Source organism: Brevibacillus gelatini, from assembly GCF_050920745.1.
Classification (GTDB): domain Bacteria; phylum Bacillota; class Bacilli; order Brevibacillales; family Brevibacillaceae; genus Brevibacillus; species Brevibacillus gelatini.
Map to the genome: position 1 here is coordinate 3293771 of NZ_CP154342.1, position 15747 is coordinate 3309517.

Sequence of the window (15747 nt, forward strand, 5' to 3'; positions counted from 1 at the left end):
AGCCCTCCTCATCCATTTCGGTTGTGCTCTTTTTTCACGCCTACTTGGCGAGATGCAGTCCGCACTCTGTCTTGCCCAAATTCGCCCAGCGGCCCGCGCGCTCGTCTTCGCCCGGTTTGACCGGACGCGTGCACGGCGCACAGCCGATGCTCGGGTAGCTTTGGTCGTGCAAGACATTGTACGGCAGTCCAAACCCGCGGATATACTGCCACACCTCTTCGGTCTTCCAGTGAATCAGCGGACAAATTTTCAGCGACTGAAACTTCTCGTCGCGATTGACAAACTGAACGTCTGCCCTCGTCGCAGACTGTTCCCTGCGCAAGCCCGACATCCAGGCAACCGTTCCTTTCAGCACGCTTTCCATCGGCTGTACCTTGCGCAAGTGACAACACAGGTCGGGCTTAGTAGCCCACAGCTCGTCACCGTACTCTGCTGCCTGTTCGGCAAGTGACAGCTCTGGCTCCTTGATCGTCAATTGCAAGTCGGGGTAGCGCGCACGCACTTTTTCAATCAATTCATACGTTTCAGGAAAATGCAGGTGGGTATCGAGAAAAGTGACGCGAGCGTCTTTTTTCACCCCGCTTATCATATCGATAAGCACCATCGCTTCTGCCCCGAAGCTGCACGAATAGACCAGATCGTCGCCAAACGTCTCGTAGGCCCACTTGATGACATCGATGGTATCTCCCTTGGCGAGACTCTTGTTGATTTCAGCGAGCTGCTCGGCTGTCACCGTATCGTAATGCAGACGGCTCATATGCCCCCTCCTTGATCGTTGATTGAACTGTTTTCCCTGCGAATCAGGCGGATCAGCCCCACAAAGCCCAGCGTCGCCACGAAAACACTGACGAGCACGACCAACGTGTACAAATCCGAGCGCAGGAACAAATGGACAAAAGCGAACGAAACGACAAGCGAAGAGACTGGCGAAACGATCCAGACCATGATGATCTGCTTGATAATTCCTTTTTGCCACAAAATGAAGCCCCGCTCAGCCGTCCCTACGCCCAAAATCGCGCAAGTCGTGGCTTGTGTCAGCGGCACGGGAATCCCGAACAGCGAAGCGACGAGCACCAGCGTTCCACCTGTAGCGGATACCGCGCTTCCCTGCAAAAGAGACAGCGAAGTAATTTTCTTGCCGTTTGTTTCCAGTACCCTGCCTCCCAGGACCAGACAGCCGCAGGCGACGGCCAGCCCGCCCAGCCACACGCCGATTTCGGTCGACATCAGTCCGGCTCCCACGAGCGGACCGACCGCATTCGCGACGTTGTTCATTCCGGCTGAAAAAGCTTCATACACACCACAGGCGACGAGCAAAAAGGCCAGCCAGCGCTCTCCTTTGGAGCCAGGCTTTTGCAAGGACGGCCAGCTGCGCTCGATGCGGCCAATCAGCTTGCCTGCTCCGTAGGCCCCGATAAAGGCGGCCACTGGCACTACGACCCAAAAGAACAGGATGACGAGGAGATGACCGACATACAAAGACTGATAGGCAAGTCCCACGCCCACAATCGATCCCACCGTCACCTCGCTGGTCGAGAGCGGAATCCCGAGCAGATTCGCCCCGAACAGCGTCAGCGTGGCGGCAGCAAGAACGATCACCACCGCCTCGATACTCAGCAGGTTTGCAGGGACAATCCCTCCGCTGATCGTCTTGACGACCTCGCCGCCTCCCAGCACGGCCCCGAGCAAGGCCGCTACGGCTACCAGCAGCATGGCGATGAGCTTGTTTTTGATTGCTCCGCTGCCGTATGCGGCGCCCATCGACGCTGCGGTCCCGCTGGCTCCAATATTCATCGCGAAAAACAATGCGATGGCGATAGCGACATAACTCCAATCCACTAGCAGCACTCCCTCCTGTCATGCCAATCTGTTGTCACAAAGAAAAGAAGGGGTGCCGTACAGGGTACAAGCTGCACTGGCGATTTGCTCTTGCGGCCGGACTCCTTGGGCAAAGCTTGCCGGCTCTTCGGTGCTGACGACGCGCCACCCCATTTGTCTTGCGACTGCGCGCGTCTTTTCATCGGCGCAAAAAAGCGGCTTACTCTCCCAGCCCGCTCCTGCAAAATCAGCCAGTGCAGGCAAAACTTCCTCGTCAGCGGCAGCAAACCAGTCAAACGTCAGCTTTTTCATCCAGGAAGCGGCCGGATGCATCTCATCCCATTCCAGGACACCTCCTGCCGGCAGGTGCAAAAGCTCTGTTGCTCCCTGGGCCAAAACGTTGACACCGTTGGCGCGTACGTGCAAAATCCGCTCTCCATCCCGGGCCAGTTCCCGGCTCATGGCAGCAGAAGTGGCCGCGTGATCGAAAACGCGCTCCGGGTACAGCCCTCTGCTCTCCAGGTACAAAGCAGCCTGCTTCCCGCGCACTGCGAGCCTGCACGTCAGCCGCCGCAGGTCAAACCGCCGTTTGCCCAGCTCTGCCAAAAATGCCTCCGCCTGCTGCACATCGTCGAGCAAAATCCAGCCATATGCCGCAAGTTCCTCGGGAAATACCGCATCCCCAGCTTGCAAAGGACGCTTCACGAGCGGAATCGCGATGACTTCTGCTCCGAGCTGCTCCAGCCTGCTCGCCAGTACATCGCCGCCGCCTCCAGGTCGGGCTGCGATGGCCACCCGCTGCCCAAACAGCGGTCGTGATTCGTACCAGTTCAACTGCTCGCGAAGCCGAACCACTTCACCCACGATGATGATGGCAGGGGCGGAAAAGCCGGCATTGGCGACATCGCGGTCAATCGTCGCAAGCGACCCGACCAGTGTCTGCTGCTCTCCTACCGTCCCCCATCTGACGAGCGCGACAGGAGTCTCCCCGCTTTTTCCGCTGGCCAAAAGCTGCGCCTGGATGTGCGGCAAATTTTTCACACCCATGTAGATCACGAGCGTTTCCATCCGCGCCAGCGCTGTCCAGTCAGGCCCCTTGCCGGCATTTTTGTCGCACAGATGCCCGGTGACAAACGCAACGGAGGAATTGTAGTCGCGGTGCGTCAGCGGAATCCCTGCGTACAGCGGAGCCGCCATGCCGGAGGTGATGCCCGGCACGATCTCATACGGAACGCCATGCTCCACGCACATTTGCGCTTCCTCGCCGACCCGTCCGAACATGCTCGGGTCCCCGCCTTTCAGGCGAACGACCGTTTTTCCCTGTTTGGCTTCCCGTATCAACAGGAGGTTGATCTCTTCCTGTGGCAGTGTGTGGCGATCCCTTTCCTTGCCGCAGTAAACGAGCCGGGCGTCCCTTCTGACATGGGAGAGAAGCAGCGGGTTAGCCAGACGGTCGTACACGACGACATCGGCTTTTTGCAGCGCCTCCTTCCCGCGAATGGTGAGCAGTTTCGGATCGCCAGGGCCAGCCCCGACAAACAAGACTCTGCCAGCGTTCATCATCGATCAATCCTCCTTGCTGCCTTCCTTTGGTGAAAAGCTGTCTGGTGTCACTGGCTGAAACGGGATGTTTCCACGACGTAGCCGACTCCCTGCCGTCCGAGCGGTTTCTTTTCCACCAGGCTCAGCTCCTTGATTTTTGGCGGGGCAATGGTGTGCCGCAGCAGATTGTTTTCAGCGGACGAAAAGGCGCGCTCGTCCGTCTTGGCAACCACGATGACGGTCATCAGCCGCCCGTCTTCGAGCACGGCCTCCAGTTTGTACAGGTAGCTTTCGGTTTGTTCCTCTGCCATGGTACTCCCTCATTTCCTTGGATCGGATGTTGTCCGGCGCGCTTACGCCGTCTGCAAAATGCTGTCGACCTGCTCCTGAATGCGTTCCAGTCCGACCCGCTCGACGTAGCGCCAGTATTCTTCTCCCTGCAGCCGCTCTTCCTTGTAGAACGTAATCAGTTGCACCAGGAAATCTCCCAGCCTGTCTACGGTCACTCTCGCGTTCAGCTTGCGGTTGAATTGCGGTACTTCCAGCGTCCCGCCTACGTGGATGTCAAAGGCTTCGACCATTCCTTCCGGCGTTTTGACCTTTATCCCTTGCAGGCCGATGTCGGCAATCTGGCGCTGTCCGCACGAGTTCGGGCAGCCGATCATGTGAATGCGCAGCGGCGTATCAAGCTCAATGTGCTCATCCAGATACTGGGCGAGCAAACGCATCCGCTCTTTTGTCTCCACGAGCGCCAAGTTGCAATACTCAGTCCCCGTGCAGGAGACGGCATAGCCGACAAACGTATCCGGCTTCAGCTTGAAGCGGTTCACAATCAGCGGCTCTTCACGGAAAGCCGCCACCTTTTCCTTCGCGATATGGCGGATGAGGACGTTTTGCGTGTTACAGGTCCCGATTGTGCCATCCCCGTACTCATCGGCCAGGCGTGCCAACTCGATCAGCTCCGCAGCGTTCATCCGGCCGACGGGAACGGACAGGCCCGCATAGTAGTAGCCTGGCTGACGCTGCTCGTGCAAGCCGTAAAAATAGCCGCCATTCCAGCCCTTCGTCAAATCCTCTCCGCTCGTTTCCAACTCGCCGACCAGCTTGATGAGCTCTTCCTTGAACTTTTCCGGTCCCCAGTCGGCCACCAAAAATTTCAGGCGGGCATGCGTCCGCTTCTGCCGATAGCCGAAGTCGCGGAACAAGGTCGTGACTCCTGCCGCCACCTTGACGACCTCTTCCGGCCGGACAAACACATCAAGCTGCTTCGCCAGGTACGGTTTTGCAGACAGACCGCCGCCCACCCAGACGTGGAACCCGATTACTTCCTCGCCTGCGATGTTCTTTTTGGCGGGCGTAAAAGCGAGGTCGTTGATTTGCGCGTGCGCAGCGTTGTAGATGTTCGCGGATACGGACATCTTGTATTTGCGCGGCAGGTTGGAAAAGTCGCGATTCAGCAGGAAAAACTTCTCCAGCTCGGCCACGATTGGACGTGTATCCAGCACTTCATGCGGATCGATTCCGGCGAGCGGATTCCCCATGATTTGCCGCGGACAGTCGCCGCATGCTTCGAACGAAGAAAGCCCGGCCGCAGCGAGCCGCTCAAAAATATCGGGGAACGTATCCACTGTCAGCCAGTGAAACTGGACGGCCTGTCGCGTCGTCACGTCGACGAGATCGCGGCCGTAGTCCTGGGCGATTTTTGCCAGCACTCTCGCCTGCTCGCTCGTCATGATTCCGCCGGGAATGCGCACCCGCATCATGAAGTGGCCGTCTTTTGGACGTTGCTGGTAGATTCCTGCCCATTTGAAGCGGTCCATATCAGAAGGTTCAATCGACGCAAAGCCCTCTTTGGAGTAGGTATTGATGATCGTCTCGATGACGTCCAGGCCGTCTTTTTCCAGCTTGGTCAGCTCCATCTTGTTCAGGGACGGATCATCTGCCCATTTCCACTGTTTTCTCTCTGCCATGCTCATACACGCTCCTTTTTGTGAAGAGGTCTGTTACAAGTGCCGTGCGAATGGATTGGGCAATCCAGTCTGCAATCAGCGGGTGAGGCAAATAAGCACTGCCGTTGTAGCGATACGACAGTTCCGCCAGCCTTGCCGGAATCGCCTTGCGGGTGAAGTACCCCTGGCTGACGAACAAGGGGAGCACGAGGACATCCCCTTTTTCCGCGAGCTGCAGGGCTTGTTCCCGCAACGTATCCGGCCGCAGTGTCGCATATCCGGCTGCGGAGAAGCCGTAGCGGTTTTGCAGGCGAAACGTCATGCGGCGCAACAGCTTTTCCCAACGCTCCTGGCCTTTTGGCAATTCGCTGCCGTGACCGACGAGCAGCAACGCTTCCTTGCCTGGGGCGCTCGACAGCTCCAAAATGCGCTGACCCACGATTTGCTCCACCAGCGGATGATCTTCCAGCGGCGGACACCAGAGCAGTCGAGCGCGAACCGGAATGCGCACCTGTTCCGTCTCCCAGGCGGGCCATGGCTCCAGTCCCAGCATGGCGCGTATTTCCGTTACGTGATTGCTCCCCGCCGAGGCAAACAAGGGAACCACGACAATCCGCTTCGCTCCGGACGCCTCCAGACGATTCCATTCGTCACTGATGCTTCGCCCCTCTACTTGGCCCAGATATGCCACCCGGATCGGCAGTTCGCTCTGGCACTGACTGACGGCCGACTCCACGAGACTCAGCCAGTCGGGATCGGGTGAACCGTGAGCGATTACCAAAGCCGCTGTTTTTGCCATCGGATAAACCCCTTATCCAAACCTATTTTGTAAATCATATATGTTTAGTCGGAATTATAATGGAGATGTTATTGTCCGTCAACATTCAATTCCTAATTACTTGAAATTTATCTTGCTGAAAAAATATTTGCGCATTTTTTCTTTTTGCTGGATAAGAAAACCTCAATCGAATCCGTGTTGCAGCGGAAGGCTATGCTTGCTGAATCGGGTTGTTTGTTCTTGAAAAAAAGCTGCCGGCAGTTACCGACAGCTTGTTGCTTCGTGATTCCTGTTTTTTCCTAGTAGCTGATGAGCGCAGCCATCAAGAGGCCGGCCGCAACGCTCAGCCTGGAGGCAAAAATGCCCACAGAGACGTTGCCATTCGGGATTTCAGACACGACCTTGAACGGCGTCACCCACTCGAACAAATAAAAAATGATGACTTGAAACACCATGCCGACCAGTCCCCATACGACCAAATCCCACAGGTTGACCGCATGGTAGACAGCAGATGCAAGCACGATCGCCAACCCGATAATTTTTCCGCCCAGATCGTGCGCTGCCGCCTTGGCCGCTGCCATTTTTTTCGGGTCGTCTGTTTGCGCCCCTTCCTTGATGAGAGCGAACTCCTTGTACGGAGTCGTAATGGTGAAGACGAAAATCCCCACTGCCAATATCGGAATTGTCACCGCCATATAGGCCAAAAAATTAAGTATGTAGCTCCATTGCGTAATCATGCCGCGCCCCTCTCCTTTTTGCTATCCTTTCATGCCGACTGGCAAATAATACGACAGGTTGTTCGTAATCCGACCTCCGACACGGGCAACAATCGCGGATGCCTCCCCGCCAATCCAGAACGAGCCCCACAACAGCCGTCCCGCGTACGGACCCGTCACGGTCTGCACCGTAATTTCGGGCAGTTCCACCCGCTTTTGATAGATCATCGGCTGCTCCCAGTAAAATTCCTCCTGGTCCTTTTCCAAAAGGGTGCCGTCTGCCGCATACAGCGCGACCCCGCCCCCTTCCCTGCCGAAAATGGGCTTGGTCACATAGGCATCTGTCCCTGCAAAACGGTTTTCAAAATAGGTCGGAAGCATGTAGGTTTCAATCGCCGCGTGCTCTTCTGCAGTAAAAAACTCCCCCGCCTCGTGCAAATTCCAGATGAGCGCCTGCAGCGCTTTTGTCTGGATCAAAAATGCGGAAGGCGGATTGATAATCGCCAGCTTTCTGTCCGCAATCAGCGACAAGACGTGCTCGCCCGTAGGATAACCGTCTTCGTCCCGCTCGTCTGCGAGCTTTTCCAGCGCATGCAAACGGTACAGCACATCGACGGGAAGCAGGCTGTCGCCTTCCTGCACGTACAGTCCGTCCTCCCAGACGCGCAGCTTTTCCAGCGGCGCAAACCGGGCAGCAAGCCCCGATTTTTCCATTAAATAAAGCGTAGTGCCCTTGTCTTCCTCGTGCCAGTCCAGCGAGCTGAACCAGACGTGCTCCACCGGATAGCCCATGTCCCTGTAGGTTTTCAGCAGCTTGGCAAACGCCTGGCGCAACTGCCCATCCATGCCGGCATTCGGATTTGCCACCCCGAAGAAGCGACAAGCGTGCTCGTTGACGTAAAAAGCTTCGACGATCCCGGTCGGCGTGTCGCTGTTGCACTCCAGCATCTTCAGCCCCGCTTCCGTCTTCGCAAAATCAAAGCGCCCGATTGCCGTAGGCAGCTTGCGCAGGACTGTCGTTCGCACCGCTTGCAGCGCTTGCTGCGGAACGCCCAGTTCGAGCAGGAGCGCGTCGTCAGCCTGCTGCAGCACAGGCGTCACTTTGGTAAAAATCCGTCCGAGCGCAGCCGTCGCCGTCGCCAGCTCCTCCCGAAACGATGCCGGGATGAGGTGCAGATCGGCCAGCGCGTACTCCTCGCCGTACATCCAATCCCATGTAAAAATGCCTTCCTCACGCAAAGGGCCGTACAGCGCGTCTCTTCTGTTTTGCTCAACCACTGGCCTCACCCCGAGCTGGACCAGCCTGAGCTGCCGATTCCGCCCTTGGAGCTGCTCGTGCTAATGCCGCTTGATACGCCTTGCGCCTTGCTTTTCGATGAACCGCCTCCGTAGTAGACGGCCGACCCGCCGTGCGAGCTGCTGCTTCCTCCGTCGTCGCAATAGCCGTCATCGTCCCTGTCGTAGCAATCGTCATCATAGTCTGACGAGCAGCCGCCGATGACCATCGCTGCTGCCACAAACAGCCCGACGACCTTGGCCGATTTTGTCAGTGCCATCCTCTTTCCTCCTACTCTGTCGGCCGTGCGTAGTAAATGTACACCTGACGATCCTCATCCACTTCGGCCGATGTTTTTTCCCACTCGCGCCCATTCAGGTACAAATAGTCGCTTTGCAAATGCAAGAGAGCATCGTCGTCATCCTTGAACGAAAACGTGTGCACGAGCGGATAAAGCTGTGTGTTCTCGCGGTACTCCCGCATCTCGATCTGGATGCTCCCCCAGCGCACGGACGGCCTCTCCGGGTAGTCCACGGCCGTTTCCTCCGTCGAATGCCGGACGTAGATTACGTACGTCCCCTGCTCAATCGCGCAGGAAGTCTTCTCGTAGACAACATGCCCTTTTACCAGGTAGTCGCAGGCAAAGCGCAAGGATACCTCGTCCTTGTCGATCCGGTCGTAGTAAAACAAGACCGGGTAGCCGTTCGTCTCATCCAGCAGCCGATATTCCAGTCTGGCCATTTTTTCACCCCATTTGCACGAAAAATCCTGCTTCTATCGCGACTCGCAACTTTTTATACGCGCTGCGAAACAGTTGGTTGCCCAAAAATTATAAAAATCAGCTTAACAGGAAAAAGCTGGCGCGAGAGTTCCGCCCCGAGCGCCAGCCTCAATGATTCCTGTGAAAAAAGTCGCGCTGTCAGCCGTGCGGCAAAGCCTGGCGCGAGCAATCCGCCGCCATGCTCTGCTCCACAAGCAGGCCGCGAATCGACCCGTGCAAATGTCCGTTCGTCGCCACAAGCGAGCGCACCTGATCCTGGACAAACGGCTCGTGGCGGTACGGATTCCCCTGCCAGTCGGTGATGGTCGCTCCCGCCTCGCTCGCGATGACGATCCCCGCAGCGACGTCCATGATGCCCGAGCGCTGCATGACGATGTAGTCCAGCCAGCCGTTGGCGAGCAAACACCAGTCGAGCGCCGGAGCGACGTTGCGCAAAATCCGCTTCGTGTTCAGCACAAACGGCTCCGTAAAGGCCAGCTCCTCCTCCTTGGTCACGGTATTGCGCCCGCGGATGTACGTTCCGACGGCTCGCGTCAGGTCTGTCCGGTTGTTGATCGACATGCGCCTGCCGTTCAAAAACGCGCCCTTCCCTTTTTCCGCCCAAAACATTTGCCCTGCGACCGGATTGTAGACCACGCCGAGAACGAGCTCGCCCTTGTGCTGCAAGGCTATCGAAATACTGAAGTAAGGATGGCCGATAAAGTAGTTGTTCGTCCCGTCCAGCGGATCGACAATCCATACATACTCTTCGTCCCGGCTGACCATTCCCACCTCTTCGGAATAAATCGTATGGCTGGGAAAATGGCGGTGCAGCACCTCGATAATCCGCTGCTCGCTGCCTTTGTCCTCCGGCAGCTTCACGTCGTTATGCAATTCCTCGTCTGGCGTAAGCTGTTCGAGAAAGCGCTCCTTCAAAAACTCGCCTGCTGCACGAGCAGCTTCCTTGGCTACATCAAGCATTGATTTTTGCCCCTTCCTGCTATCTATCATTGTTTTCCCTTGCATTCTTCATCCTGACCTTACTATGATAGAATGACACCCATCTCGCGAAAGACAGAAACGCAGCGCGGGTCCTATCCGCTTGCCTGCCTTTGGCTATCAGCGCCCGACGCCTTTAGGAGGGGAAAACATGAACAGCGATTTCATTCGCTTGAAAAATATGGAGGGTGAGCTCAAATTCACCCAAATGAACAACAGCTACGGCTTCTCGGTCACGACGAAAGAACTTGTGTTTTTCAAGCCGCACCTGACCTACCACCTGTTTTTGCACGACATCGTCAGCATGGTGCCGCATACCCTCGACAAGACGCCCATTTCCTTTCATACGAAACGCGAGGCCGTCCACACGACATTTGGCTCCCATTACTACAAGATCAGCGTCAAATGGGCCAGGATCGTCTCCCGCTCCGGCATCGTGGAAAAGGAAGACATGGAGTTCATCGTCCCACTTTCCAGCAAAATGCTTGCTTACATTACCCAATATAGCGGGCTTTTCGTGATCCGGTAAAGTCTGGATAAAAACAGCCTATCGGGTGTGCGTCTTTCGCACGCCTTTTTGCTATTTTCTGTTCAGGACGATAAACGATCCCGTACCGTGGGCGACCCGCTTGTTGCGCTCGTCGTAGACAGTCCCCTCCATGACGACCAGCGTGTTCCCCCGGTGCAAGAACGTCGCTTCGGCGCGCAGCCGCTCCCCTACGCCCGGCCGCAGGTAGTTGATTTTCAACTCGGTCGTCACCGCGTACTGCTCCGGCGGCAGCGAGCGGTTGATGAGCGAACCCATGGCCGAGTCGATCAAGGTGGCGAGAATCCCCCCGTGAACGGCACCCCCGGAGTTGTGCATAAACACGGTGAGCGGCAGCTCGAAGCGATACGACTGCTTCGTCTCGTCGATAAACTCTCCCTTCAACCCAAGAAAGCCGGATAAATAGGCGCTTTTGCGCTCGCGCTTCTGGCGGATCGCCTGCAAGGCCAGCTCTAAAATTTTCCGTTCCTCGTCCGTTCCTTCCGTCCAGACATTTTTTAGCTCTTCTATCATTTTGTTCACTCCACCAAAAATAGACTCAGTCCTTTTATTGTAGCCCATAAAGCCGGTTTCCGCCATGTCTCCACCAGCCAGTCACAGCCGCTCACAGGCGGAGCACTGAACGAATGTTCAGACTTTTACGGTTGTTTCTATTAATGAAAATTGATAAGATAGTGCAAAACATAAGACAGGTAACTTTCACGTGTAGGAAGGGAGAGTTTCACATTGGCTAGACTGAGAAGTGACATGATTAAAAAAGGTTTTGACCGCGCTCCCCACCGCAGCTTGCTTCGTGCGGCAGGAGTGAAAGACGAAGATTTCGACAAACCGTTTATCGCGATTTGCAACTCTTACATTGACATTATCCCTGGCCACGTGCACTTGCAGGAATTTGGCAAGCTGGTCAAAGAAGCTGTTCGTGCAGCAGGCATGGTTCCTTTTGAATTCAACACCATCGGGGTTGACGACGGCATCGCCATGGGCCACATCGGGATGCGCTACTCGCTCCCGAGCCGCGAGATCATCGCAGACAGCCTGGAGACGGTCGTAGCCGCGCACTGGTTCGACGGGATGATCTGTATCCCGAACTGTGACAAGATTACACCAGGGATGATTATGGGCGCCCTGCGCGTCAACATCCCGACTGTATTCGTGACAGGCGGCCCGATGAAAGCAGGCAAAACGAGCGACGGCCGCTCCATCTCGCTCTCTTCTGTATTCGAAGGCGTCGGCGCTTACCAGGCTGGCCTGATCGACAACAAACAGCTGGAAGAACTGGAGCAATACGGATGCCCGACCTGCGGTTCCTGTTCCGGTATGTTTACCGCCAACTCGATGAACTGTCTGCTCGAAGCAATCGGGCTGGCGCTGCCAGGCAACGGTACGGTTCTCGCTGTCTCCCCTGAGCGCCGCGAGCTGGTACAAGCTTCTGCCGAAAAGCTCAAGTATTTGATCGAGCAGGACATCAAGCCGCGCGACATCGTTACGCTGGAAGCAATCGACGATGCCTTCGCGCTCGACATGGCGATGGGCGGTTCTACCAATACCGTTTTGCACACGCTGGCGATTGCCCAGGAAGCGGGGATCGAATACCCGATTGAGCGGATCAACGAAGTTGCGAAGCGCATCCCGCACATTTGCAAGCTCGCTCCTGCCTCTGACTACCACATCGAGGATTGCCACGAAGCAGGCGGCGTGTCTGCTGTGCTCAAGGAGATTTCGCGAAAAGAAGGCGCGATTCATCCAAACCGCATTACCGTGACAGGAAAAACGCTGGCTGAAAACATCGCCGACGCTGAAATCAAAAACGACCAGGTCATTCGTCGTCTGGAAAATCCGTACAGTGAGTCCGGCGGCCTGGCCGTCCTGTTTGGCAACCTGGCCGAGCAAGGCTCGATCATCAAAACCGGCGGTGTCGATCCTTCCATTAAAAGACACGAAGGTCCGGCGATCTGCTTCGACTCCCAGGAGGAAGCACTGGCGGGCATCGCTGCTGGCAAAATCAAGCCCGGACACGTCGTCATTATTCGCTACGAAGGACCAAAAGGCGGTCCTGGCATGCCGGAAATGCTCGCTCCTACCTCGCAAATCGTCGGGATGGGTCTGGGCAAGGAAGTGGCGCTGGTTACAGACGGACGCTTCTCTGGCGCTTCCCGCGGCATCAGTATCGGCCACGTCTCGCCGGAAGCGGCGGAAGGCGGCCCGATCGCTTTCGTCCAAGACGGTGACATCATCACCATCGACCTCGAAGCGCGCACGATCCACCTGCACGTGGACGAGGCTGAACTGGCCCGCCGCCGCGAAGGCTGGCAGGAATTCCAGCCAAAAGTCAAAACAGGCTACCTGGCCCGCTACTCCAAGCTGGTGACGAATGCAAGCAAGGGCGGCGTTATGAAAATCTAGTCTTCGAAAAAAGAAACCCCCTGCCTTTGGACAAGCTGTCCGCAAAGGCAGGGGGATTTTCTTTTGCAAAAAGCTATTCGTTACCGATCCATGAAGCGCACGCTTTCCGGGCTCAAGCCGCCGAGACGCCACAGGGCCAGCTTGCGGTACCCTTCGTCCTCGATGACTTTCGCCCAGTTCGCAAGCGTCGTCCCGTCGGCGTACCAGACAGTGTGCTTTCGGTTGTGTTCATCCACGTACGAAAAATGGAGGCTGCCGCTCGCCTCATCCCGTTCGGGCGGCTCCGCGCTTGATTTCGCCAGCTCCAGCGCTTCCTTTTCTGTTACAGCAGTCACCTCGCCGGATTCCGCCCAGTCAAACCCGCCAGCCGCGATGGCAATGACCTTTTCCCCTGGCACTGCCTGCATGGCGGTTGCCAGCTCCTTGATAAACTGCCGATCCGCCTTTGGTCCCGGCCCGCTCGTCGTCCCGTACAGGTTGTAGGCCATCATGACATAGACCGGACCTTTTGGCAGGGCAAGCTTTTCAAGCGGCGTTCGCGGTTCGAGCACGATCCGCAGCGTCTTCTCCTTCTTCTGGAGCTTTTCATACAGCTCCTGGATGAAAAGCTGCATGTTGCTCCAGTCTTTTTCTTCGACTCGCTCATAGTCGATCTCCACACCGTCGAACTGATAGGTGTCGACCGCCTCCATGATTTGCGCGATATGCTTGGCTCTGCTTTGCGGGGTAGCCATCAGTCGCGTGACGATGGAAGGGTCCTTCTGCACGTCAGTGCCATCCGGGCGCTTCAGGTCGTTCACAATCGTCAAATCGACGTGGACAAGGCTGCTTTTTTGCGCGATTTCCTTGACCTTTGGCAGTCCCTTTTTAAACATGTCCGTAAACAGCAAGTTGTCTGCTTCATCAAAGTAAGCCGCAAACATTTGCACACGGGTCAAGCCATTCGTCATCCCTTGCAAGTCTTCGGAGCCATCCCGCCATTGCCAATCGGCTACCCAGGCGGTCTTTTCCAGAGGTTGCTCGGCCGCTTCCACTCTCTTCCACATTTCTTCATCGCTTCCGTTTGTTGCGCAGCCAGTGCAGAGCGCCGCAAACACCATGAAGCAAACAGCAAGGATTAACACTTGTTTGTTAAACGGCGTCTTCATCGTCACTTGATTTGGTTCCCCTTTTCTCGCTGATTAGAACGTTTCGATAACCCAGTCAATGACAGCAGAGACGGCTTTTTTGCTGGTGTAAACCACTTTTTCCCAGCCAGAATATTCGCTTCTGAAAAGGACCGTTTCCGTACTTGATGTGCCATCGGCCAGCGCAACCACGCTCATGTCCGTGAACACGGCATCGTAAATGTCATCTTTTTTGTTTTGTTCGCTATACCTGGATTCCAGAGCCAATCCGCCGCTGTCGAGCGTCGTCTCCTGACTGTCGATCACGACTTTTTTGTCCACGGATACCGTCAAATGCTTTTTGCTGAGCGTAATCTCCAGTTGTCGTGTATGCTGAATATTGATGGGATAGCCAGGGTCTTCTTTTGGCGCTCCTTGCTCTGTCTGCGCTTTGTTGTACACCGTCGCCTTGTCGTAGGCCAGATCTTCCGGCTTCCATTGGATCTCACTCAAAGGGACCTTCGCCAGCTCTACCAGCTTCCCTCCAGCCTGCTTCTCTTCCAACTTTACCTCATTGTTTTCCAAAAGCAAGCGAATGAAGGAATCTTTTTGGCGATCGTAGCGCAAGTAGATGGCCTGTCTGCCGACGACATTGCCTTCCAGCTTGGTGATGACACGCAAATCCGGATACTGCTCGCTGTCGCGCAAATACAGCATGCCGCTTCCACCGGGCGGGGATGTCAGCACGATGCTGTTCTCCCGGAATTCCTCCGCACCGCCCATGCGCTCCCATTTTGCCGCATGCTGCTCGTCGCCCAGCACGAATTTGACCTTTTGCTTGGTATCCTTCTGGATTTTCATCAGCAGATGGTTCGTATACCAGTAAGGAGCAGCCTGTACGCGGGTCAGGTTGTACAGATTGTCCTCGCTCGTATTGTAGGCATTCCCTTCCCTGTTGAAATGCATCGCAAAAAGTTGCCGGATATTGGCGTCATTCACATCGGAGACGAGCCGGTTCATCCCCTGATAGAGCGTGTTGGCGTGCATAATCATGTACACCTGGGGAACAAAGCCGAGTTGCTCCGTGTAAATGTCTTTCATCAGCCGGTAGTCTTGCGTGATCCGCGCTTCCATCTGCGTGCGGTCTTCTACCGGGATCATGTTGCTGTCGCGCAGAAAGTCCATCAAATAATGATTGTAATACTCGATATTGGTTTTGACGGAAAGCTCGTTTTCATCCTTGATCCCGATAAACTGACCATCCCGATCAAAAATGTTGATGTACGTCAAACGGTAGCCGTTCGACCCCAACTCCCAAAAGCCATTTTTCTGCATGCCCAGCAAGTCTTTCGGCTGCAAAAACTTGTTGTCGCTGTTGCCCATTTTGTTGGCGTACGTCAACGCGGTTGCTTTGTAATTGTACTTTTCCAGTAGCGGCTGGGCGAACAAATGCGAATCGTTTCGTCCATCCTCAAAGGCCAAAAACAACGCTTTTTCCGGCAACGGCCGCTTTTTTTGGTAAAAGTCGAGGATGTCCTGCTGCGAGATCGTGACGTATCCTTGCATGCGCAGTGCTTGCAGATGCTCATCCAGAAGCTCCTTGTCAATCAGCTTGGGCGTGCCGCTGCGCCCTACCCCAAAGTAAGACAAGGCGATGAAGCCTTTTTCGTTGTGCCATTGTGAGCGGTCCGGTTGCTCGTATTGCTGTGTATCGAATGCGCCTTGATACACCAAGATTCCTACGAACAGCAAAATCACGAACTGCCAGACGGTCCGAATCTTTTTTTTGCGATCCTTTTTGCGATAATCCAGGACGGGATTTTGTTTCGCTTTCATCCTCATTCACCACCCTT

The 15747-nt window shown here is 55.7% G+C and carries 16 protein-coding genes; 2 read left to right on the forward strand and 14 right to left on the reverse strand.

The features are described from left to right. Window positions 1-40: 40 nt before the first annotated feature. The 11 genes from AAFJ72_RS15985 to AAFJ72_RS16035 all read right to left on the reverse strand — a co-directional run bounded on the left by AAFJ72_RS15985 (window position 41) and on the right by AAFJ72_RS16035 (window position 9820). On the reverse strand, window positions 41-757 hold the full coding sequence (locus tag AAFJ72_RS15985; RefSeq protein ID WP_122905289.1) for a phosphoadenylyl-sulfate reductase: 717 nt from the start codon (window positions 755-757) through the stop codon (window positions 41-43). Beyond that, complete coding sequence (locus AAFJ72_RS15990) at window positions 754-1839, reverse strand: anion permease (RefSeq protein ID WP_432774705.1); 1086 nt, start codon at window positions 1837-1839, stop codon at window positions 754-756. The genes AAFJ72_RS15985 and AAFJ72_RS15990 overlap by 4 nt, the downstream gene beginning before the upstream one ends. An 18-nt stretch (window positions 1840-1857) precedes the next feature. Beyond that, window positions 1858-3381, reverse strand: coding sequence for a uroporphyrinogen-III C-methyltransferase (gene cobA / locus AAFJ72_RS15995; protein WP_432774706.1), 1524 nt, complete (start codon window positions 3379-3381; stop codon window positions 1858-1860). Window positions 3382-3428: 47 nt separating this feature from the next. Beyond that, window positions 3429-3671, reverse strand: coding sequence for a DUF3906 family protein (locus AAFJ72_RS16000; protein ID WP_122905287.1), 243 nt, complete (start codon window positions 3669-3671; stop codon window positions 3429-3431). 42 nt (window positions 3672-3713) lie between these two features. Then, entirely contained in the window at window positions 3714-5330 is a 1617-nt protein-coding gene (locus AAFJ72_RS16005; protein ID WP_432774707.1) for a nitrite/sulfite reductase, read from the reverse strand. After that, the gene (locus tag AAFJ72_RS16010) at window positions 5296-6108 is read right to left on the reverse strand and encodes a sirohydrochlorin chelatase (protein ID WP_432774709.1); all 813 of its coding nucleotides are present in this window, start codon (window positions 6106-6108) and stop codon (window positions 5296-5298) included. Before AAFJ72_RS16010 ends, AAFJ72_RS16005 begins: the two co-directional genes overlap by 35 nt. Window positions 6109-6386: 278 nt before the next feature. Beyond that, a complete protein-coding gene (locus tag AAFJ72_RS16015) occupies window positions 6387-6824 on the reverse strand; it encodes a DUF350 domain-containing protein (RefSeq protein WP_432774710.1) in 438 nt (145 codons plus the stop codon). A 21-nt stretch (window positions 6825-6845) separates the two neighbouring features. Beyond that, window positions 6846-8081, reverse strand: a complete 1236-nt coding sequence (locus AAFJ72_RS16020) for a glutathionylspermidine synthase family protein (protein ID WP_432774711.1) — start codon at window positions 8079-8081, stop codon at window positions 6846-6848. Between the two features lie 5 nt (window positions 8082-8086). Beyond that, window positions 8087-8359: a hypothetical protein gene (locus AAFJ72_RS16025; RefSeq protein WP_122905282.1), complete on the reverse strand. Its 273-nt coding sequence runs from the start codon at window positions 8357-8359 to the stop codon at window positions 8087-8089. A gap of 11 nt (window positions 8360-8370) precedes the next feature. Beyond that, window positions 8371-8820, reverse strand: a complete 450-nt coding sequence (locus AAFJ72_RS16030) for a hypothetical protein (RefSeq protein WP_122905281.1) — start codon at window positions 8818-8820, stop codon at window positions 8371-8373. 178 nt (window positions 8821-8998) lie between these two features. Continuing rightward, window positions 8999-9820 carry an inositol monophosphatase family protein gene (locus AAFJ72_RS16035; RefSeq protein ID WP_122905280.1) on the reverse strand — a complete coding sequence of 274 codons (822 nt, stop codon included), beginning with the start codon at window positions 9818-9820 and terminating at the stop codon, window positions 8999-9001. A 169-nt stretch (window positions 9821-9989) separates the two neighbouring features. Here AAFJ72_RS16035 and AAFJ72_RS16040 point away from each other — a divergent pair, with 169 nt between their 5' ends. Next, on the forward strand, window positions 9990-10367 hold the full coding sequence (locus AAFJ72_RS16040; RefSeq protein ID WP_122905279.1) for a hypothetical protein: 378 nt from the start codon (window positions 9990-9992) through the stop codon (window positions 10365-10367). A 51-nt stretch (window positions 10368-10418) separates the two neighbouring features. On the opposite strand, the gene AAFJ72_RS16045 is transcribed toward AAFJ72_RS16040, so the two are convergent. After that, window positions 10419-10898 (reverse strand): PaaI family thioesterase, encoded by a 480-nt coding sequence (locus AAFJ72_RS16045; RefSeq protein ID WP_122905397.1) that lies wholly within the window; start codon window positions 10896-10898, stop codon window positions 10419-10421. Between the two features lie 213 nt (window positions 10899-11111). Between AAFJ72_RS16045 and ilvD the strand changes: the two genes are divergently transcribed. Further along, window positions 11112-12788: a dihydroxy-acid dehydratase gene (ilvD, locus tag AAFJ72_RS16050; RefSeq protein ID WP_122905278.1), complete on the forward strand. Its 1677-nt coding sequence runs from the start codon at window positions 11112-11114 to the stop codon at window positions 12786-12788. An 80-nt stretch (window positions 12789-12868) separates the two neighbouring features. Here ilvD and AAFJ72_RS16055 read toward each other — a convergent pair whose 3' ends face one another. Together AAFJ72_RS16055 and AAFJ72_RS16060 are read right to left on the reverse strand one after the other, a co-directional pair. Then, entirely contained in the window at window positions 12869-13936 is a 1068-nt protein-coding gene (locus AAFJ72_RS16055; protein ID WP_432777207.1) for a glycosyl hydrolase family 18 protein, read from the reverse strand. A 33-nt stretch (window positions 13937-13969) separates the two neighbouring features. Beyond that, complete coding sequence (locus AAFJ72_RS16060) at window positions 13970-15730, reverse strand: polysaccharide deacetylase (protein ID WP_432774714.1); 1761 nt, start codon at window positions 15728-15730, stop codon at window positions 13970-13972. Window positions 15731-15747 lie beyond the last annotated feature (17 nt).